Below are 20,212 nucleotides of genomic sequence, written 5' to 3'. Positions count from 1 at the left end.
CTTTTATATATATAGTTGTATATTCTTATGTTGACTTTCACGTATTTTCTTATTCGGCGAAGATCCATTCGGACAAGCTGGAAATTGTATACGTTGGCTGCTTCTCAATTGTTTTCAAATCTTCAGGTGTTGTAACTCCGGTATGCACCAATAATGAATCTATGCCCGCATTAATACCGGCAAGGATATCTGTTGCATAATTATCACCGATCATCAAGGTATCTTCTTTTGAAGTGCCTAATACTTCAAGAGCCTGCTCTACAATAATGGATTCCGGCTTCCCGATAAATTTCGGCTCCACGCCTGTTGTTACTGAAAGAACAGAAATTAACGAACCAGCTCCCGGCAGAAAACCGCGCTCTGTGGGTAAAGCGACATCACCATTTGTTGCTACGAATTTAGCGCCAGCACGAATATTTAATGCACCTTTTGCCAATTTTTCATAGCTGATTTCACGATCAAGGCCCATAACAACATAATCTGCCTGCTCATCCACTTGCACTAATCCACAGTCATTCAATGCCATGTGCAAGCCTTCTTCACCAATTGCACAAACCTTGGCATCAGCCTGCTGTTCTTTAATATAACTGGCTGTAGCCATACTGGTAGTAAAAACATGCTCTGTTTCACAAGGTACTCCCATGTCTGTTAATTTATTTGCTACATCACTCGGATGTTTAGTCGAATTATTCGTAAGAAACAAGTAAGGAAGACCTTTGCGATGTAATTCTTTGACAAAATCAATCGCTTCTGTAATCTTCTCTGTTCCTTTATAAACCGTTCCATCTAAATCAATTAAAAATCCTTGATAGTTCTTCATGATATCCCCCTAAATTTTTTGAAAATTCCATGTATTTCATTTGTTATTTTCACAATAAATGATAGTATATATTTATGACTGTACAAATTTTGTACATATTTGTATGTTATCATGTCAAATAATTTTAAAGAAGTATTCCACATGATAAAATAGAAAAGTATTATCTTAAACGGAATTTATTACATGATTATAGCATATCGAAAAACATGTGCGTATATTTCGGAAATAAACAAGTAGAAAGGTAGTTTAGGTTCATGACAACGAATAACCCAAAAGCAGTAATTGTGATTTTTGGCGCAACAGGGGATTTAGCAAACAGAAAGCTTTACCCTTCCATTTACAGACTTTATCGTAACGGAAAGTTATCTGATAACTTCGCAGTAATAGGTGTTGCAAGAAGACCCCTTACTAATGAAGACTTTCGTAATAATGTAAAAGAATCAATCAGTGGTTTCGACGACGCAAACATCGATCCAGATGAATTTGCAAGTCATTTCCATTACAACCCATTTGATATTCAAGACTTAGAGCATTACGAGAAATTAGAACATCTTATTCAAGAGCTCGATGGAAAATATAAAACAGATGGGAATCGATTATTTTACTTCTCCATGGCTCCTAACTTCTTCGGAACATTGGCAGCTAACCTGAAATCAGAAGGACTAACTACTACTGAAGGATGGACTCGCCTCGTTATTGAGAAGCCTTTCGGACATGATTATGAGTCTGCGAAAGAATTGAATGACCAAATTCGCGAAGCATTTACCGAAGATCAAATTTATCGTATTGATCACTATCTTGGTAAGGAAATGGTTCAGAACATTGAAGTAATCCGTTTTGCGAATGCATTATTTGAACCACTTTGGAACAATCAATACATTTCCAACATCCAAATTACATCGAGTGAGATTTTAGGTGTAGAAGAGCGTGGTCGCTATTACGATGGTGCAGGCGCATTGAAAGACATGGTACAGAATCACATGCTTCAAATGCTTGCCCTGATTGCAATGGATCCGCCAATTAAGTTAACACCAGAAGAAATTCGCAGCGAGAAAGTAAAGGCATTACGTGCTTTACGTGTGATTAACGAGGATGAAGTCGATAAATATTTCGTTCGCGGACAATATGATAAAGGCATCGTGAATGGTGAGGAGCTACCTGCTTACCGTGAAGGTAACGGCGTAGACCCTGAATCTAATACAGATACGTTTGTCGCAGCGAAGTTAATGATTGATAACTTCCGCTGGGCAGGTGTGCCGTTCTACATTCGAACTGGTAAACGAATGAAACAGAAATCAACGGAGATTGTGGTAGAATTTAAAGATTTACCTATGAATCTTTATTACGGAAAAGAACACGAAACAAAATCAAATTTATTAGTTATTCACGTACAACCTCACGAAGGAATTACCTTACACGTGAATGCAAAAAAAGGTGACTATAACGCATCATCTACACCGATCACGTTGAGCTATGATAATAACTCAGATGACAAAATGAATACACCAGAAGCATACGAAATTCTATTACATGACTGTATGCGCGGTGATTCAACGAACTTTACCCATTGGGATGAAGTAGCATTAACTTGGAAGTTTGTAGATAACATTGCCAATGCATGGTCTAAATCCAAGGCCGACTTCCCTAATTATGAATCTGGAAGCAACGGACCGAAAGAAGCAGATCAATTACTACTCCAAGACGGCTTAGAATGGTGGGACGTTACACCAGAATAAAGCAAAAAAGCAATCAGTCAACTGCGGTTGATTGATTGCTTTTTTATATGTCGGAACTGATGCCGTTTGTATGTATAGTTGCCTCTGTTTCGTTTATTAGCCCGTCTCTGGAATGATCTTGTGATCGAATGTTTTCCGCTTTCGTTCGTTAGACTCGCTCTGGATTGTTTTTGTGATCAAATGTGACACGCTTTCGGTCATTAGACTCGCTTTACTTCGCTCTTGTGATTGAATTTGGCACGCTTTCAGTCATTAGCTTCGCGTTACTTTGCTCTTGTGATCGAATGTGAAACCTAGAAAAACATAACAGTTAGTATAGTTGATGATAGCGATATCAAAAGTATAATGTTAAAATTTTGATAGCAACTAAATTTTAAATGATATATCCCAAATGATATGTAAATGAGGAGATGAGAAATAATGAAATGTTATGATATATCAATGGAGATCAAGCCAACGATACAGGTATGGGAGGATATTGAAAGTAAAAAACCAAAATTCGATACAAAAACGTTCGGACATGTCACGGATACAACACTTACATTAAATGCACATACCGGTACACATATCGATGCTCCCTTGCATATGATCAATGACGCAGATACCTTTGAATCGATTTCTTTGGAACGGCTGGTACGTGACGTAAAAGTACTTCATTTAGAAACAGCAGAAGATGGTATAACACGCGATGATTTGGAAGCGCATACGATTGAGAAGAATGATTTCCTTTTATTGAAAACCAAGAACTCCGACCATTCATCTGACCATTTTGACTATGCGTTTATTTATTTAACCGAAGATGCGGCGAATTACTTAATTGAGAAAGAGATTGAAGGCGTCGGCATCGACACACTAGGTATCGAACGCAGCCAAGAAGGTAACCCTACTCATCGCAATCTGTTTGGAAATGACATTATTATTATCGAAGGGTTACGGTTAAAGGAAATAGCACCCGGCAATTACTTCATGGTCGCTGCACCATTAAAACTAATTGGAACTGAAGCCGCTCCAGCACGCGTCCTATTATTTGATCAAACATTGTTATAAAGTGAAAGTTCAATCAGTGAGGGTTTTTTTGACCCCCACTGATTGCTAGCGAAACTTATCAGGAAGTTATCGTCCGTGATAAGTCAGGCATAAACCCGCTTTGCATAACCACCCCTAAAAAACTTCTTTTTTTTAACGAGACAAATCATTGACTGCTGCTCCTTAATTTTTGCTCCCTTTTTCGTTAAACGAGAATATCTCCCTTTCTTGACCATTAACCGCATCTCACATACAGCTATAAAGTAATTTGCATTTTTTACCATAATACGTACTATTATCGGTTTACTTTCGGTTAATCCCGTGACGGGACAGACCTTCCCGACGTAGATGCTTCACACACTCTATCAATAGCTTCGTTTCTTTTGTTCTCTAAAAAGTAGACACTTTACTCCAACTTCAATTGATTATAAAAATGAATGAATGCTTCCGACCCACTACCAGCTTCCCATTCTCGATAAACGATACAAATCTCTGGCTACTGCTCCTCCCTTTTGGTTCCTTTCTCGTTAAACGATTTTTTTTTGATCGATTCTCTCTCTTCACCATAAAACCCATCTGACATACAGCCACAAAACAATTTACATATTTTACTATAATTCGTATTATAATCGGTTTACTTCCGTTTATTCCTATGATATGACAGGCCTCTCCAGCGTTGGTGCCTCCACCGGATCTCACATACAGTTATAAAACAATTTGTATTTTTTACCATAATCCGTACTATTATCGGTTTACTTTCGTTTAATCCCATGATATGACAGACCTTGCCGACGTAGATGCCTCACATACTCTATCAATAGCTTCGTTTCTTTTTTTCTTTAAATGTATATGGTAACTTAAAAGTGAGCCACTATAGCAATTGAAAACTGAGCCACTTTGATAGAAAATAACCCTAATGACATATTAGGGGGAAGCATCAGGAGTGATTATGTTGAGCGAGAAACAGACCATCATACAATTATATTTGGAGGGAATGAGTGAGAGAAAGATTGCTAAGGAAACAAAGAAGGCAAGGAATACTGTCAGTAAGTATATAAAAGAATTTGAGAAAAGTAGGAAGAATGATGTTCGTAATCTACCGATTACAGAAGATATTGTAAAGCCCCCTGCTTATAAAAAGAGAACGGGTAAAAAGAGAGTATTAACAGAGGAAATTAAAAATATTCTTAGAGGCTACATAAAGGATAATGAGTGGAAAAGAAATCACTATATGAATAAACAGCAAATGAAAATAATAGATATGCACGAGAGCCTAATAGATGCTGGGTATCCCATTAGTTATACAACTGTTAGGAACTTTGTTAATGAGGAAGCAGCAAAAACAAAGGAAGTTTTCATCAGACGGTATTGTGAACCAGGATATGAAGTTGAATTTGACTGGGGGGAAGTAAAGCTAGAGATAGATGGGAAGATTAGAAGTTTTTCACTTGCAGTGTTTACGTTAGCACATAGTAATTATCGATTTGCGAGGCTATATCAATCTGAGTCACAAGTTTGCGTGTTAGATGTTCATACGAAATTTATCGATCATGTTGGTTTTATACCTTCGGTATTTACCTATGACAATATGCGAACCGTTGTGAAATCATTTATTGGAACAGAGAGGGCCATTACGGATAGCATGATTCATCTATCTAACTATTATCAATTTAAAATTCGTCTCTGTGAACCAAGAAAAGGTAACCAGAAGGGACACGTGGAGCGAAGTGTAGAGTTTATAAGGCGAAAAGCCTTTTCATCGAAATACTCTTTTACGAGTTTAAGAGAGGCTGAAGACCATCTTTCTAGATCATTACAAAGAATAAATGGGCGACATCATCATGAACATAAAGAAAAGCACGTGATTTTAATGGAAAAGGAAAAGTCTGTATCAAAACTCGCAGTGATTACCCCATTTGACGTTGCTGATCTGGTTGAATGTCGAGTGGATAAGTATAGTACAGTAGTTATTAAACAAAATCATTATTCTGTTCCAGAAGGACATGTAGGAAAATACCTTAAAGCAAAGGTAGGAGCAGAGGAAATCAAATTATTTGTAGAAGGAGAGCTAGTGGCAGAACATCCACGAAATTGGGGGTTACATCAATGGGAGATGAATATCTACCATTATTTAAAAACATTTCAAAAGAAAAAAGGTGCCATCACTCAAAGTCAAAGCTTTAAGCAGGCACCAACACAAATAAAAAATATATACAACCATCATTATATCGGAAAAGAAAAAGAATTCATAGAGTTACTCCTCTATATTAAAGAAAATAACAACTTAGACAGGGTCTTAAAGGCGGTGGAAGAATTAAATTCTATACGAACAGGATATGTAAATACGGAAAGAATTTTATTCATTTGTGAACAATCTACTCCTGAAGGAGTCCAAGTATATAACCCTGATGAAACGATGTATCAATCAGAAAACAATATGAGAGCCTATGCCAATATGTTTAAGCAAATAGATGAAGGAGTAACTAAATATGGATAAAAAGCAGCAAATTGTAGAGATATGTAAAGAATTACGTTTACCAAGCATTCGGAAAATGGTACAGGAGGAAACAGATTTTCAAAATCCAAAACAAGCCTATGAAGTTTTATTGCAAGTTCTTTTACAGGAGAAAAGTGATCGGTTAGTACGCGCAAAGCAAAACAGAATCCGTGCAGCTAATTTCCCGCAGAAAAAGCTATTAGAAGAATTAATCGTAGAGGCATTGCCAAGTCAAGCAAAACAAAAATTACCGTTTCTAAAAACTTTGGATTTTATTACGGAAGGACAAAATGTCATTCTTACAGGATCACCAGGTACAGGTAAGTCACATATTGCCATAGGATTAGGTATGGAAGCATGCTTAGCTGGATATAGAGTGTTTTTTGCGACGGTACCCTCGTTAATTAACCAGCTTAAGGAACATCGTTCGGAGAGAACACTGCGATCATTTGAATTGAAATTTGAAAAATATGATTTGGTTGTTCTCGATGAATTAGGTTATATCTCATTTGACAAAGAAGGTGCAGAATTATTATTTTCTCACCTATCGTTAAGAGCAGGAAGGAAATCAACCATTATTACAAGCAACCTGTCATTTCTAAAATGGCAGGAGATTTTCCACGATCCAGTACTTACTGCCGCATTAACAGACCGTTTAACACACAAATCACATGTGTTAAACATGAATGGGCCTTCTTTCAGAATGAAAGAAACGGAGGATTGGCTAAAAACAAGTGCTGAGGAAGTGGCTCAAATTTAAATTGCGATTTGGCTCACTTTTCACTTGCGAAATACATTTAAAAAGTATACACTTTACTCTAAATTCTATTGATTATAAAAATGAACGAATGCTTCTGGCCCACTATCAGCTTCCCATTCTCGATAAACGATACAAATCTCTGGCTACTGCTCCTCCCTTTTGTTTCCTTTCTCGTTAAACGATTCAGGACTTTTTTGATCGATTCTCTCTCTTCACCATAAAACCCACCTGACATACAACCACAATACAATTTACATATTTTACTATAATTCGTATTATAATCGGTTTACTTCCATTTATTCCTATGGTAAGACAAACCTTTCCGAAGTGGATACCTCCATCGCATCTCACCTACAGCTATAAAGTAATTTTCATTTTTTACCATAATCCGTACTATTATCAGTTTACTTTCGTTTATTCCTATGATATGACAGGCCTTTCCAGCGTTGGTGCCTCCACTGCATCTCACATACAGTTATAAAACAATTTACATTTTTTACCATAATACGTACTATTTTCGGTTTACTTCCGTTTATTCCTATGATATGACAAACCTTTTCCAACGTTGGTGCCTCCACCGGATCTCACATACAGCTATAAAAGTAATTTGTATTTTTTACCATAATCCGTACTATTTTCGGTTTACATACGTTTATTCCTATGATATGACAGGCCTTTCCAGCGTTGGTGCCTCCACCGGATCTCACATACAGTTATAAAACAATTTGCATTTTTTTACCATAATACATACTATTATCGGTTTACTTTCGTTTATTCCTATGATATGGCAAACCTTTCCAATGTAGATGGCTCACCACATCTCACCTGCAGCTATAAAATAATTTGTATTTTTTTACCATAATCCGTACTATTATCGGTTTACTTTCGTTTATTCCTATGATATGGCAAACCTTTCCAATGTAGATGGCTCACCACATCTCACCTGCAGCTATAAAATAATTTGTATTTTTTTACCATAATCCGTACTATTATCGGTTTACTTTCGTTTAATCCCATGATATGACAGACCTTGCCGACGTAGATGCCTCACATACTCTATCAATAGCTTCGTTTCTTTTTTTCTTTAAAAAGTAGACACTTTACTCCAATTTCTATTGATTATAAAAATGAACGAATGCTTCCGGCCCACTATCAGCTTCCCATTCTCGATAAACGATACAAATCTCTGGTCACTCTTCCCCCTTTTGGTTCCTTTCTAGTTAAACGATTCAGAACTTTTTTTGATCGAATCTCTCTTCACCATAAAACCCATCTCATATAAAGTCACAAAATAATTTACATATTTTACTATAATTCGTATTATAATCGGTTTACTTTCGTTTAATGCCATGATAAGACAGGCTTTTCTGGCGTAGATACCTCAGACGCATCACGCATACAGTTATAAAATGATTTCCGTTTTTTACCATAATACGTACTATAATCGGTTTACTTTCGTTTAACCATATGATAGTGCAGGCCTTTCTAACGTGGATGCCCCAACTACACCTCGCATGTAACTATAAATGATTTGTATTTCTTACCATAATTTGTACTTTTATCAGTTTACTTTCGTTTAATCCCATGATGAGACATGTCTTTCCGACGTAGATGCCTTACATACTCTATAAATAACTTCGTTTCTTCTTTCTCAAAAAGTAGACACTCTACTCCAATTTCTATTGATTATAAAATGAACGAATACTTCTGGCCCACTACCAGCTTCATATTCTCGATAAACGATACAAATCTCTGGTTACTGCTCCTCCCTTTTGGTTCCTTTCTCGTTAAACGATTTAGGACTTTTTTGATCGATTCTCTCTCTTCACCATAAAACCCATCTGACATACAGCCACAAAACAATTTACATATTTTACTATAATCCGCATTATAATCGGTTTACTTTCGTTTATTCATATGATATGACAAACCTTTCCAACGTAGATGCCTCCATCTCATCTCGCATATAGTTATAAATAATTTGTATTTTTTTACCATAATCCGTACTATTTTCGGTTTATTTCTGTTTATTCCTATGATAAGTCAGGTCTTTCCGGCGTAGATGCCTCCACCACATCTCACATATAGCTATAAAGTAATTTGTATTTTTTACCATAATACGTACTATTATCAGTTTACTTTCGCTTAATCCCATGATAAGGCAGGCCTTGCCGGCGCAGATGCCTCCACCGCATCTCACATACAGCTATATAATCATTTGTATTTTTTTACCATAATACGTACTATTTTCGGTTTACTTTCGTTTATTCCTATGATAAGACAAACCTTGCCAACGTAGATGCCTCCATCTCATCTCACCTACAGCTATAAAACAATTTGCATTTTTTACCATAATCCGTACTATTTTCGGTTTACTTTCGTTTAACCATATGATAGTGCAGGCCTTTCTAACGTGGATGCCTCAACTACACCTCGCATGTAACTATAAATAATTTGTATTTCTTACCATAATTTGTACTTTTATCAGTTTACTTTCGTTTAATCCCATGATGAGACATGCCTTTCCGACGTAGATGCCTTACATACTCTATAAATAACTTCGTTTCTTCTTTCTCAAAAAGTAGACACTCTACTCCAATTTCTATTGATTATAAAAATGAACGAATACTTCTGGCCCACTACCAGCTTCATATTCTCGATAAACGATACAAATCTCTGGTTACTGCTTCCCTCTTTTGGTTCCTTTCTCACTAAACGATACAAATCTCTGGCTACTGCTCCTCACTTTTGGTTCCTTTCTCGCTAAACGATACAAATCTCTGGCTACTGCTCCTCACTTTTGGTTCCTTTCTCGCTAAACGATACAAATCTCTGGCTACTGCTTCCCTCTTTTGGTTCCTTTCTCACTAAACGATACAAACCTCTGGTTACTGCTCCTCACTTTTGGTTCCTTTCTCACTAAACGATACAAATCTCTGGCTACTGCTCCTCACTTTTGGTTCCTTTCTCGCTAAACGATACAAATCCCTGGCACTGCTTTCCTCTTTTGGTTCCTTTCTTCCTAACCGATACAAATCTTGCTCTACTGCTATCCTTTTTCTTACATCGCTAATGAGAGTGGTTCACAAAAAAAAACCTCCTGCATCAAGTGCAGGAGGTTTTTCTCATATTAATCTTCTAACCACTCTGTATGGAACACGCCTTCTTTATCAATTCGCTGATAAGTGTGCGCTCCGAAGTAGTCACGTTGTGCTTGCAACAAGTTCGCTGGAAGTGTTTCTGTGCGATAGCTGTCATAATAAGCTAATGCACTTGCGAAGCCTGGTACTGGAATTCCACGTTCCATTGCAATAGAAAGAACTTTACGTAGTGACGTTTGATAGCTTTCTACGATTTCTTTGAAATATGGATCTAACAATAAGTTTGCTAATGCCGGATCACGGTCATACGCTTCTTTAATTTTTTGTAAGAACTGCGCACGGATGATACAACCACCACGGAAGATCATGGAGATGTCACCATAGCGTAAGTTCCAATCATTTTCTTCAGAAGCGGCACGCATTTGGGCAAAACCTTGTGCATAAGAAACAATTTTACTCATATAAAGAGCTTTACGGATCGCTTCGATTAGCTCATCCTTGTCGCCTTCATATGGCTTGTCCTGAGCAGATGGGCCTTGTAATACTTTGCTTGCTGCTACACGCTCATCTTTCATCGCTGAAATGAAACGTGCAAAAACAGATTCTGTGATAACTGGTAAAGGTACACCTAAGTCTAATGAGCTTTGGCTTGTCCATTTACCTGTACCTTTTTGACCAGCAGTATCAAGGATTACGTCTACCATTGGCTTACCAGTTTCTTTGTCTTTCTTCTTGAAGATGTCTGTTGTAATTTCGATTAGGTAACTATCTAGTTCACCTTTGTTCCATTCACCAAACACTTCATGTAATTCTTCTGCACTTAATCCAAGTACATTCTTCATAATGAAGTATGCTTCACAGATTAACTGCATATCACCATATTCGATACCATTGTGTACCATTTTTACATAGTGACCAGCACCATTTGGTCCAATGTATGTCACACATGGTTCATTGTCCACTTTTGCAGAAATAGCTTCAAAAATTGGCGCCACTTTGTCATACGCTTCTTTTTGACCACCAGGCATGATAGAAGGTCCTTTAAGTGCTCCTTCTTCTCCACCGGATACACCCGTTCCGATAAAGTGGATACCTGATTCATCAAGTTCAGCGTTACGACGGATGGTATCTTTGAAGAATGTGTTACCACCATCGATCAAGATGTCGCCTTCGTCAAGCAATGGTTTCAAAGATGCGATCGTTGCATCTGTCGCAGGACCAGCTTGTACCATTAGCATGATCTTACGAGGCTTTTCTAATGAGTTAACAAATTCTTCGATGGTTTCTGCACCAACAAAGTTTTTGCCAGCTGCTTCGTTATCTAAAAAATCTTTTGTCTTCTGATAAGTTCTGTTAAATACCGCTACGGAATAACCTCTGCTTTCTACGTTCAAAGCAAGGTTTTTACCCATTACGGCAAGACCTATCACACCAAATTGTTGTTTTGACATTCGTTTTTTCGCTCCTTTACTATCACTATGTATGATTCCATCTTATATTCTATCATGAAATCGAATATTACTGTAGTGATCCAAATTAAATACCCATATATAAACTTATTACATACTTACCTGCTCTGCAAGTATTATCAGTGAATTTTCTGAAAATTTATAGGGAGTTTTTTATAAAACCCATTTTTCAATTGCTTTTGCGACGCCGTCCTGGTTATTAGTCGTTGTAATCCAGTCTGCTGCTTGTTTTACTTCGTCTTGTGCATTGCCCATCGCAACACCAGTGCCAGCTTCTTTGATCATCTTAATATCATTCAGGCTGTCTCCCATTGACATGACTTGCGACATATTGATTCCGATTCTCTCACAGACAACTTCAATAGCTGCTGCTTTGTTAACACCGACGGCATTCACCTCAATATTAGTCGGACTGGAATTACTTACCTCAATATCATTCCAGCTGCTAATTGTTTTGACGATTTTTTCTTTCGTTTCTGGATTATCGGTATCAAAACCAAATTTAAGCCATTGATGAACCAATAAATCCTCCGGTACCTCGCCTCTCCAAATATTTTCCGTTGAAGATAGCCAAGCCCATGTCTGATGTTCTTCTTTGATATCTACTAACTTCTTAATAATCTCTGCATCAACAGTCTGACGAGCGATTAACTCTCCTGTCATCGTCCAGATCTCACTGCCGTTTACTGTAATCAGATAATGCACACCTAATTCTTTTGCAATGTCTGCACTCGTTTGGTAATGTCGTCCTGTAGAAATAATCACTTCTACACCTTTTGCCTTAGCTTGTTGAATTGCTTGCTTATTTTGTTCGGACACTTGATGGTTGTTATCAAGAAGTGTGCCATCCATATCCAAAGCAATTAGCTGTATATCTTTTTTCATATGCTTGCTCCTCTCTACCTGAACGTACTCTTTATATTTTAAGCAAATCCATTTGATTTATCAAAAACTTCTCCTTACTATATAATAGAAAAGAAATTAATGAATGAGGTGACAAAATTGCAAAATCGTGCAGTAGTTAGTGTAGTAGGTAAAGACCAGGTAGGTATTATTGCGAAAGTAACCACTATTTTATCAGAAAATAATGTGAATATACATGATATTAGCCAGACCATTTTACAAGATTTCTTTACGATGATTATGTTGATCGACATCAACGATCCAAGTAATCTTGCCACATTGCAGGACAAATTCAAGCCGGTGGAGTCAGAACTAGGATTAAATATTAATATTCAGCTTGAAGATGTGTTTCAGGCAATGCACCGCGTATAGAGGAGGATAACAATGCCGATAGCTTTTACAGAAATTCAAGAGACGATTCGCATGGTCGAGATGGAACACCTCGATATTCGAACAGTTACGATGGGAATCAGTCTGCGTGATTGCGCAGATCATGATTTTGAAATAGTAAAACAAAAAGTATATGACAAAATCACGTCTTATGCGAAAAATCTGCAGTCAACGGCCAATCAGGTTGCTAAGGAGTATGGTGTTCCAATCATTAATAAACGTATTGCGATCTCCCCTGCTGCAGAAATCCTTGGCAATGCCAGTAAAGAACAGGCGATTGAGCTTGCAGAGACTTTGGATAAAGCTGCACAAACTTTAGGTGTTGATTTTATTGGAGGATTCTCTGCATTAGTCCACAAAGGTATTTCCAAAGGAGATCAAGTGTTGTTGGATGCACTGCCGGAAGCACTAAGCAAAACAGAACGAGTGTGTGCTTCGATTTCCGTTGCTACAACTCGAACTGGTATTAATATGGATGCTGTCGCCAAGATGGGGCAAGTCATTCATGAAACAGCTACCTTAACAAAGGATAACAATAGTATCGGCTGTGCTAAGCTCGTTGTTTTTTGTAATCCGGTAGAGGATAATCCTTTTATGGCTGGTGCTTTTCACGGAGCTGGTGAAGGTGAAGCTGTCCTAAGTGTCGGAGTTAGTGGACCAGGTGTTGTCCTTCATGCCTTGAAGCGTTATCCCGATGCAGACTTAGGCGAAGTATCAGAAGTCATTAAGAAAACAGCATTTAAAATAACCCGTGCAGGAGAATTAATTGGACGAGTTGTTGCCGATCGCTTAAATGTGCCGTTTGGTATCATGGATTTATCACTTGCACCTACAAATGCGTTAAATGATAGTGTAGCTGAGATCTTGGAAGAAATCGGTCTTGAACGCGTCGGAACTCACGGTACGATCGCCGCATTAGCATTGATGAATGATGCTGTCAAAAAAGGTGGCGCAATGGCGAGTTCATATGTCGGTGGCCTCAGTGGTGCTTTCATTCCTGTCAGTGAAGATAACGGCATGATCCGTGGAATTGAAGATGGGTCACTAAATCTCGCTAAATTAGAAGCGATGACGTGTGTCTGCTCTGTCGGACTCGATATGATTGCACTAGAAGGTAAAGCATCACCAGAAACACTAGCAGCCATCATTGCCGATGAAGCAGCGATTGGTATGATTAATAAAAAAACAACCGCAGTCCGTGTCATCCCTGTCATCGGTAAGGAAGAAGGCGAAACAGTAGAATTCGGCGGCTTGCTTGGACGCGCCCCAATTATTGGCGTGAACCAGTTCGCACCTGACAAATTTATTAAACGAGGCGGCAGAATCCCTGCTCCCTTACAATCATTGATTAATTAATTGTTCATTGAAAAGTCTTGGCATTTAGCTGAGGCTTTTTTTGTATGTAAGACGTGCCTGCATAGTGGATATCCTGTTTTACGAAGCTTTGTTTAGCAAACTATCACGATTATAATACTGTTTCTATTAATTAGTTAATTGTTTCGTATGGATAAGATGGTTCTATCGGACAATTGGCACTCGGATTGATGTGGATTGTCCGGTTGAAGCTTTCTATCGGACAATCGACGCTCATATCGACACGGAGTTGTCCGGTTGAAGCCTTCTATCGGACAATAGGCACTCATATTGACTCGGTGTTGTCCGGTTGGAGGGTTCTTTCGGACAATAGGCGCTCGGATTGTTGTGAATTGTCCGATTGGGAATTTATCTTTCCTATTTTATATGTTTTTAGTTCTATACTGATGACCTATCAGGGCTATTTCTCTATTTAGTCTCGCTTCATTTCTCTTTTTGCTCGATCTTCATTTTGAGAACAAGCACAAATGATGAATCTGCTATCATCTTTTCGAAAAGTGCCTGATCTTCGAATTGTAATGGGTTTATTGCATTTCCTGCTGTCTCACGATATGCAGCTAATATTTTTGTTTCTCCAGGTAGTATTTCTACCTTCTCCTCCCCTACTACTGTATCCATTTCTTTGATGCCTTCTTCATTCACTGGTATTTTTACGGTCGTCCAACTGCTGGATATATCTGATCCTTCCTTTTCATAGAGAATGATCTTTTTACTTTCATCTGATAAATCTAATACTCCCATACCGATTGAGCGCTTACTCTCGGAGGCCATCAAAACTGTTTCCATTAGTGTTTCATGTTCTCTTTCTCCATCTAGATATTCTTCAACCCAAACGGTGATTTCATTATTTTGCTCATCATCCATTTGTAAATCAAAACTCGTCATATATCCTAACTGTAAATCCTGGATGGTTTGATTATAAGCAATCTCATCATTTACCACAATCGTTGCACCATCTGATTTATTGGAACATCCTGCAGCGACGATAATCATACACATCCATACTAGTAATTTTTTCATCATTATCCCCCTTTTCCCTAAGCTATTATAGCACCGATATTAACTGAAAAATCTGAATTATTTTACTTTTCTAAAACCAATTGACGAATTAATTTCGACATGATACGATATTGTTTAAATTAATTGAATGCGGAAATCTCTTATCAAGAGTGGTGGAGGGACTGGCCCTGTGAAACCCGGCAACCGTCAGAAAGCTGATAGGTGCTAAATCCTACGAAGTGCAGTGTGCTTTGATAGATGAGAGGACAAAGAATGAACTTCCTTTCTGTCCTCTTATGTACAGAAGGGATTTTTTTATGCGGTTGGCTCACAATATATAGTAAGCTGACGGCATGAAGGCAAAGGAGTGTGAAACTATGATTAAAATAAAAAATTTGTCGAAATTATATCAGACAAAAACACAATCCGTTCAGGCGGTGGATGATGTCTCGTTAACAATAGATAAAGGCGAAATCTTTGGTGTAATTGGCTATAGTGGTGCTGGAAAAAGTACATTTGTCCGGTTAATCAACCGTCTCGAAGAACCTTCCGATGGATCAGTAGTGATTCATGATAAAGATATTACCAAGATGCAACACAACGAATTGCGAAATAAGCGACAAAAGATCGGAATGATTTTTCAGCATTTTAACCTGTTATGGTCGCGCACCGTATATGACAATATTGCATTTCCATTAGAAATCGCTGGCGTTCCAAAAGCAAAAAGAAAAGAAAAAGTGCTTGAATTAATCAATCTTGTCGGACTTTCAGGCAAAGAAGAAAATTATCCATCGCAACTAAGTGGTGGCCAAAAGCAAAGAGTCGGAATTGCCAGAGCACTCGCAAATGACCCTGAAGTGTTGTTATGTGATGAAGCAACTTCCGCTTTGGATCCTGAAACAACAGATGACATTTTGGATCTGTTGGTCTCCATTAATAAAAAATTAGGATTAACGATAATCTTGATTACCCATGAAATGCACGTTATCCAGCAAATATGTCATCGTGTTGCTGTCATGGAAAACGGGAAAGTTGTAGAGTCTGGTGAAGTATTGGATGTGTTTGTCAAACCACAATCAAAAACGACACAACGTTTTGTCCAGCAGTTAAATCCGTTAGAGCATGACAAGAACAATCTGGCGGCTTTCATTAATGATCGCGATGACACTGAAGTTGTCAAAGTACACTTTATCGGCAACAGTGCAAAACGCGCACTAATTAGTGAAGTATCTAAGAAATTCGATGTCGAAATTAATATTTTGCAAGGCTCGATTTCTCCTACACAGGAAGGTGCCTATGGGACATTGTTTATTGAGGTAAATGGCGATAATGCTGTGATCAAACAGTCCCTGGACTTTATGCAAAATGAAGGTGTAGAAGTTGAGGTGTTAAAGCATGTTTAAAGAATGGTTTCCGAATGTCATTCCTGCAGATTTATGGGAAGCAACAGCAGAAACATTTTATATGACGATCGTCTCCGTTATCGGTACGTTAATCTTTGGAATCTTACTCGGTTTACTTTTATTCCTTACGGAGAGAGGTAACCTATGGCAAAATCGGCCAATCAATTTTGTAACAGCTGCGTTTGTTAACATATTCCGGGCGATTCCGTTCATTATATTAATATTGCTCCTATTCCCATTCACAGACTTTTTAGTTGGTACGATCAGAGGATGGAAAGCAGCATTACCTGCCTTAATCATTGGTGCAGCTCCGTTCTATGCTCGTTTAGTTGAAATCGGATTGAAAGAAGTAGACAAAGGTGTAATCGAAGCGGCAAAAGCAATGGGTGCAAAAACATCTACAATTATTTTCAAAGTTTTGCTACCTGAATCATTACCGGCCCTTATTTCAGGCTTGACCGTAACAGCGATTGCCTTAATCGGCTATACCGCAATGGCTGGAGCTATTGGTGCAGGTGGACTTGGAAGCTTAGCTTACTTACAAGGTTTCCAACGTCGCGATTTTGATGTGATTCTGGCATGTACGATTCTCATCATTATCATTGTATTTATATTCCAATTTATTGGGGATTTCCTATCCAAGAAGATAGACAAACGATAAAGTGAAACTTCAATCAGTGGAGGTATTACTAACGGTTAGCGCCGTGATAAAAAAATAAGAAGGGATGATCTATCGTGAAAAAATTAGTTACATTATTATTGGCACTGCTGCTTTTTGCTCTAGCAGCTTGCGGTACAAGTGAAGAAGATAACCAGAATGCAGAAGGACCTACCGAATTAACTGTCGGAGCTACAAGTGTTCCACACGCTGAAATTTTAGAAGAGGCAAAACCGTTACTAGAAGAAGAAGGTATTGAACTTACCATTGAAGAATACCAGGACTATGTATTCCCAAACGATGACTTAGATAGTGGCACATTAGATGCAAACTATTTCCAGCACATTCCGTACCTTGAATCACAAATGGAGGAAAAAGGATTCGATTTTGTGAATATGGGTGGTATCCATATCGAGCCAATGGGAATCTATTCAAAAAACATTAAGAGTGTCGATGATATCAAAGAAGGTACTGTCGTTATCATGAGTAACTCTGTTGCTGATCATGGTCGTGTATTATCACTTTTACAAAATAAAGACTTAATCAAACTTGATGAAAGTGTAGATCCAGTTGACGCAACTGTAAAAGATGTTGTTGAAAATCCATTAAATTTAGAATTTGAAACTGACGTTGATGCAGGCTTCTTGCCAGAATTCTATAATCGCGAAGCTGACGCTCTAGTTGCGATCAACACTAACTATGCGATCGAAGCCGATTTAGTCCCTACCGATGATGCTTTAATTCTTGAAGGTTCTGATTCTCCTTACGTGAATGTCATTGCAGCACGTAAAGAAGATGAAGATAATGAAGCAATTAAAACATTAGTTGACGTATTACGTTCAGAAGAAATTCAAACATTCATTGAAGAAAAATATGAAGGTGCAGTTGTACCGGTAGATTAATAAATCTAAATAAAAGTTCCCGATCACTAATATGATGATTGGGATCTTTTTTTATATAGCGAATCGAAGAAACCATCCAGTTAGGGGGACAGTTTTAGGTGAAGGGTGGGGCTTTCATTGTTGCCTCTGTCTGAAGTTGTGGCATCTTCGAACGTTCACTCATTCTCTCTTGCGACTTACGCCCGAAGTTGAGGCATCTTCACACGTTCACACATTCTCTCTTGCGACTTACGCCTGAAGTTGTAGCATCTTCGAGCGTTCACTTATTCTGTCTTGCGACTTACGCCTGAAGTTGCTACATCTTCGGGCGTAAGTCTCTTTCTTATCCTCTTCTTCCCCTACACTTCATCCAGATAACTTCGCCTACATTACCAACGGTTATAAACTGAACTTTTTCGTTAACTCATTCAAATCATCTGACAGTTTTGCCAGGTGCTCTGCATTGCTGGCGATTTCCTGCATGGAGGAGGATTGTTGCTCTGCTGTGGCAGAGCTTTCTTGAATTCCTGCTGCCAGTTCCTCTGATGTAGAAGCAATATCTGTACTTGCTTCACTAACTTTTTCACTGGAACGCTGTATTTCAAACAGATTGGTACTAATCACACTGATTCGATCGATCATGCCTGACATTTGCGACTGAATTCGTTGAAAGCTTTCCTGACTTTGCAATATTGTTTTATTGCCATACTCCACAGTAGAATAGCCACCTTCTAATACTTTGGCGACGTCCTTTGTTTCTGATTGTAAGCCACCTATAATGTCAGTAATTTCTGTAACGGAATGACTTACTTGTTCAGCCAGTTTTCTTACCTCATCTGCTACTACCGCAAAACCTTTTCCGGAATCACCAGCACGCGCTGCTTCAATTGCCGCATTCAATGCTAATAAGTTTGTCTGTTCTGCAATATCGTGAATGACATCAATCAATGTCGAGATTTTACTGGATTGCTGTTCAAGACTTTGAACCTTGGTTACAGTCGTTTGCATCATTGAAGTAATCTCTTGCATCTGTTCCACCGAATCATTTAATTGTGAGCCGCTCGTAACAGACAGCTCCAACACTTCTCCAGATGCATGCTGCAATGCTTCTCCTTCTTCAGAGGAAGCAGCAATCTTTCGGTGAAGCGATTCAATGGAGCTAGAAATATCACTGGACCCACTAGCTTGCTGTTCAGCACCGTAAGACATTTCTTCCATTGTTGTCGCAATCTGATGAGAACCTTGACTAACTTCATCGGAGCTCTGTGACAATTCTCTGCTCTGCCCGTTGACTTCTGCAGAAATTTCTTGAATTTGTCTCACCATTCCTTTTAATTCGTCGACCATCAGATTCGTGCTTTTGGCTAAGCTGCCAATTTCATCTTGACGATTATCATCAAGTCGCTCAATATTGAGATTCCCTACAGATATCTGATCATTCGCTATTACGAGTTGATTAATTGGCTTGGTAATCTGACGAATGAGGAAAAAGCTCAGCATAAACAAAATAGCACTAATAATGAGGATCACTACCACTGCAATGATCCAAAAATAATTAATAATTTGATCGATAGCTGTGATAGATTCTTCTGCCGCTTTATCTAATTCCTGTTGCAATAAATCCAATTCATTTCTGGCAGTATCAAATTCATTTCTCAGACTGGTCAATAACTCACTTGTTACTTCACCAGAATTTATAATTGAAGTCGTTTGTTCTTTCCATCCGTCAAAATTACTGGTGAACGTAGCAAAACGACTTTCGACCATTTCTTTGTCCACATTGGGATCGTCCATTAGTGTCCTTTTTGTTGCTGCCAGCCGCTCCTCCACCTGACTAACATTTTCAGTAAAAACGGCTTGGTACTCCTCACTATTTTCCGTGTCGACAAAGGACGTGATGAACGCCTGATCTGCCTGATACATATCACGATCCGCATTAAGCAAGGATGATGACGGCTGGTATAATCTATCGTATAATTGTTGTTCCAACCCATCTGTTACTGATAAAATAAGTGCAATAAAGATAGCTCCACTAATTATATAAATAGCAATTGCTAAAGAAATGATGGCATAGAGCTTGGTTGATATTCTTTTGTTTTGAATAATTTTTTTCAAATTAACTCCCCCTTCTAGTTTTTATATCGACAAAATATGAGCTATTTGTATATGTTCGAATACAAATTTTTGAAATGAAT

General features: G+C 38.2%; 14 protein-coding genes and 1 riboswitch. Of the genes, 9 read left to right on the top strand and 5 right to left on the bottom strand.

What is annotated here, in order from left to right; all coding sequences use genetic code 11:
• Positions 1 to 49: 49 nt before the first annotated feature.
• A complete protein-coding gene (locus tag MUN87_RS17955) occupies positions 50 to 820 on the bottom strand; it encodes a TIGR01457 family HAD-type hydrolase (RefSeq protein ID WP_244742425.1) in 771 nt (256 codons plus the stop codon).
• Positions 821 to 1,074: 254 nt separating this feature from the next.
• On the opposite strand from MUN87_RS17955, the gene zwf reads away from it, so the two are divergent.
• The 4 genes from zwf to istB all read left to right on the top strand — a co-directional run bounded on the left by zwf (position 1,075) and on the right by istB (position 6,839).
• Positions 1,075 to 2,556, top strand: a complete 1,482-nt coding sequence (gene zwf / locus MUN87_RS17950; RefSeq protein ID WP_244742423.1) for a glucose-6-phosphate dehydrogenase — start codon at positions 1,075 to 1,077, stop codon at positions 2,554 to 2,556.
• 420 nt (positions 2,557 to 2,976) lie between these two features.
• Complete coding sequence (locus tag MUN87_RS17945) at positions 2,977 to 3,603, top strand: cyclase family protein (protein WP_244742420.1); 627 nt, start codon at positions 2,977 to 2,979, stop codon at positions 3,601 to 3,603.
• Between the two features lie 931 nt (positions 3,604 to 4,534).
• Entirely contained in the window at positions 4,535 to 6,079 is a 1,545-nt protein-coding gene (gene istA, locus MUN87_RS17940) for an IS21 family transposase (RefSeq protein ID WP_439649668.1), read from the top strand.
• A complete protein-coding gene (gene istB / locus MUN87_RS17935) occupies positions 6,072 to 6,839 on the top strand; it encodes an IS21-like element helper ATPase IstB (protein WP_244742257.1) in 768 nt (255 codons plus the stop codon). Before istA ends, istB begins: the two co-directional genes overlap by 8 nt.
• Positions 6,840 to 9,969: 3,130 nt before the next feature.
• On the opposite strand, the gene gnd is transcribed toward istB, so the two are convergent.
• Positions 9,970 to 11,391, bottom strand: a complete 1,422-nt coding sequence (gnd, locus tag MUN87_RS17930; protein ID WP_244742414.1) for an NADP-dependent phosphogluconate dehydrogenase — start codon at positions 11,389 to 11,391, stop codon at positions 9,970 to 9,972.
• Positions 11,392 to 11,562: 171 nt separating this feature from the next.
• On the bottom strand, positions 11,563 to 12,294 hold the full coding sequence (locus MUN87_RS17925) for a Cof-type HAD-IIB family hydrolase (RefSeq protein ID WP_244742411.1): 732 nt from the start codon (positions 12,292 to 12,294) through the stop codon (positions 11,563 to 11,565).
• A 117-nt stretch (positions 12,295 to 12,411) separates the two neighbouring features.
• Between MUN87_RS17925 and MUN87_RS17920 the strand changes: the two genes are divergently transcribed.
• Both MUN87_RS17920 and MUN87_RS17915 read left to right on the top strand, forming a co-directional pair.
• Positions 12,412 to 12,684 carry an ACT domain-containing protein gene (locus MUN87_RS17920; protein WP_244742408.1) on the top strand — a complete coding sequence of 91 codons (273 nt, stop codon included), beginning with the start codon at positions 12,412 to 12,414 and terminating at the stop codon, positions 12,682 to 12,684.
• A 12-nt stretch (positions 12,685 to 12,696) separates the two neighbouring features.
• The gene (locus tag MUN87_RS17915) at positions 12,697 to 14,058 is read left to right on the top strand and encodes a PFL family protein (protein WP_244742405.1); all 1,362 of its coding nucleotides are present in this window, start codon (positions 12,697 to 12,699) and stop codon (positions 14,056 to 14,058) included.
• Between the two features lie 441 nt (positions 14,059 to 14,499).
• On the opposite strand, the gene MUN87_RS17910 is transcribed toward MUN87_RS17915, so the two are convergent.
• Positions 14,500 to 15,099, bottom strand: a complete 600-nt coding sequence (locus MUN87_RS17910) for a hypothetical protein (RefSeq protein WP_244742403.1) — start codon at positions 15,097 to 15,099, stop codon at positions 14,500 to 14,502.
• Between the two features lie 134 nt (positions 15,100 to 15,233).
• A riboswitch (SAM riboswitch) is annotated at positions 15,234 to 15,340 on the top strand.
• Between the two features lie 112 nt (positions 15,341 to 15,452).
• Between MUN87_RS17910 and MUN87_RS17905 the strand changes: the two genes are divergently transcribed.
• The 3 genes from MUN87_RS17905 to MUN87_RS17895 all read left to right on the top strand — a co-directional run bounded on the left by MUN87_RS17905 (position 15,453) and on the right by MUN87_RS17895 (position 18,038).
• Complete coding sequence (locus MUN87_RS17905; RefSeq protein WP_244742400.1) at positions 15,453 to 16,478, top strand: methionine ABC transporter ATP-binding protein; 1,026 nt, start codon at positions 15,453 to 15,455, stop codon at positions 16,476 to 16,478.
• On the top strand, positions 16,471 to 17,139 hold the full coding sequence (locus MUN87_RS17900; RefSeq protein WP_244742397.1) for a methionine ABC transporter permease: 669 nt from the start codon (positions 16,471 to 16,473) through the stop codon (positions 17,137 to 17,139). The genes MUN87_RS17905 and MUN87_RS17900 overlap by 8 nt, the downstream gene beginning before the upstream one ends.
• 74 nt (positions 17,140 to 17,213) lie before the next feature.
• Positions 17,214 to 18,038 (top strand): MetQ/NlpA family ABC transporter substrate-binding protein, encoded by an 825-nt coding sequence (locus MUN87_RS17895; RefSeq protein ID WP_305037403.1) that lies wholly within the window; start codon positions 17,214 to 17,216, stop codon positions 18,036 to 18,038.
• A gap of 378 nt (positions 18,039 to 18,416) precedes the next feature.
• On the opposite strand, the gene MUN87_RS17890 is transcribed toward MUN87_RS17895, so the two are convergent.
• Positions 18,417 to 20,132, bottom strand: coding sequence for a methyl-accepting chemotaxis protein (locus MUN87_RS17890; protein WP_244742394.1), 1,716 nt, complete (start codon positions 20,130 to 20,132; stop codon positions 18,417 to 18,419).
• Between the last annotated feature and the right edge of the window lie 80 nt (positions 20,133 to 20,212).

It is taken from the genome of Gracilibacillus salinarum (genome assembly GCF_022919575.1).
Lineage (GTDB): Bacteria > Bacillota > Bacilli > Bacillales > Amphibacillaceae > Gracilibacillus > Gracilibacillus salinarum.
The sequence above is the reverse complement of the archived record's forward strand: the minus strand, read 5'-3'. Positions and strand labels throughout refer to the sequence as shown.

Coding starts and splice junctions, on each gene's coding strand:
- zwf (WP_244742423.1), top strand. CDS start 1,075: ATGACAACGAATAACCCAAAAGCAGTAATTGTGATTTTTGGCGCAACA.
- MUN87_RS17945 (WP_244742420.1), top strand. CDS start 2,977: ATGAAATGTTATGATATATCAATGGAGATCAAGCCAACGATACAGGTA.
- MUN87_RS17905 (WP_244742400.1), top strand. CDS start 15,453: ATGATTAAAATAAAAAATTTGTCGAAATTATATCAGACAAAAACACAA.
- MUN87_RS17900 (WP_244742397.1), top strand. CDS start 16,471: ATGTTTAAAGAATGGTTTCCGAATGTCATTCCTGCAGATTTATGGGAA.
- gnd (WP_244742414.1), bottom strand. CDS start 11,391: ATGTCAAAACAACAATTTGGTGTGATAGGTCTTGCCGTAATGGGTAAA.
- MUN87_RS17955 (WP_244742425.1), bottom strand. CDS start 820: ATGAAGAACTATCAAGGATTTTTAATTGATTTAGATGGAACGGTTTAT.
- MUN87_RS17915 (WP_244742405.1), top strand. CDS start 12,697: ATGCCGATAGCTTTTACAGAAATTCAAGAGACGATTCGCATGGTCGAG.
- istB (WP_244742257.1), top strand. CDS start 6,072: ATGGATAAAAAGCAGCAAATTGTAGAGATATGTAAAGAATTACGTTTA.
- MUN87_RS17925 (WP_244742411.1), bottom strand. CDS start 12,294: ATGAAAAAAGATATACAGCTAATTGCTTTGGATATGGATGGCACACTT.
- MUN87_RS17910 (WP_244742403.1), bottom strand. CDS start 15,099: ATGATGAAAAAATTACTAGTATGGATGTGTATGATTATCGTCGCTGCA.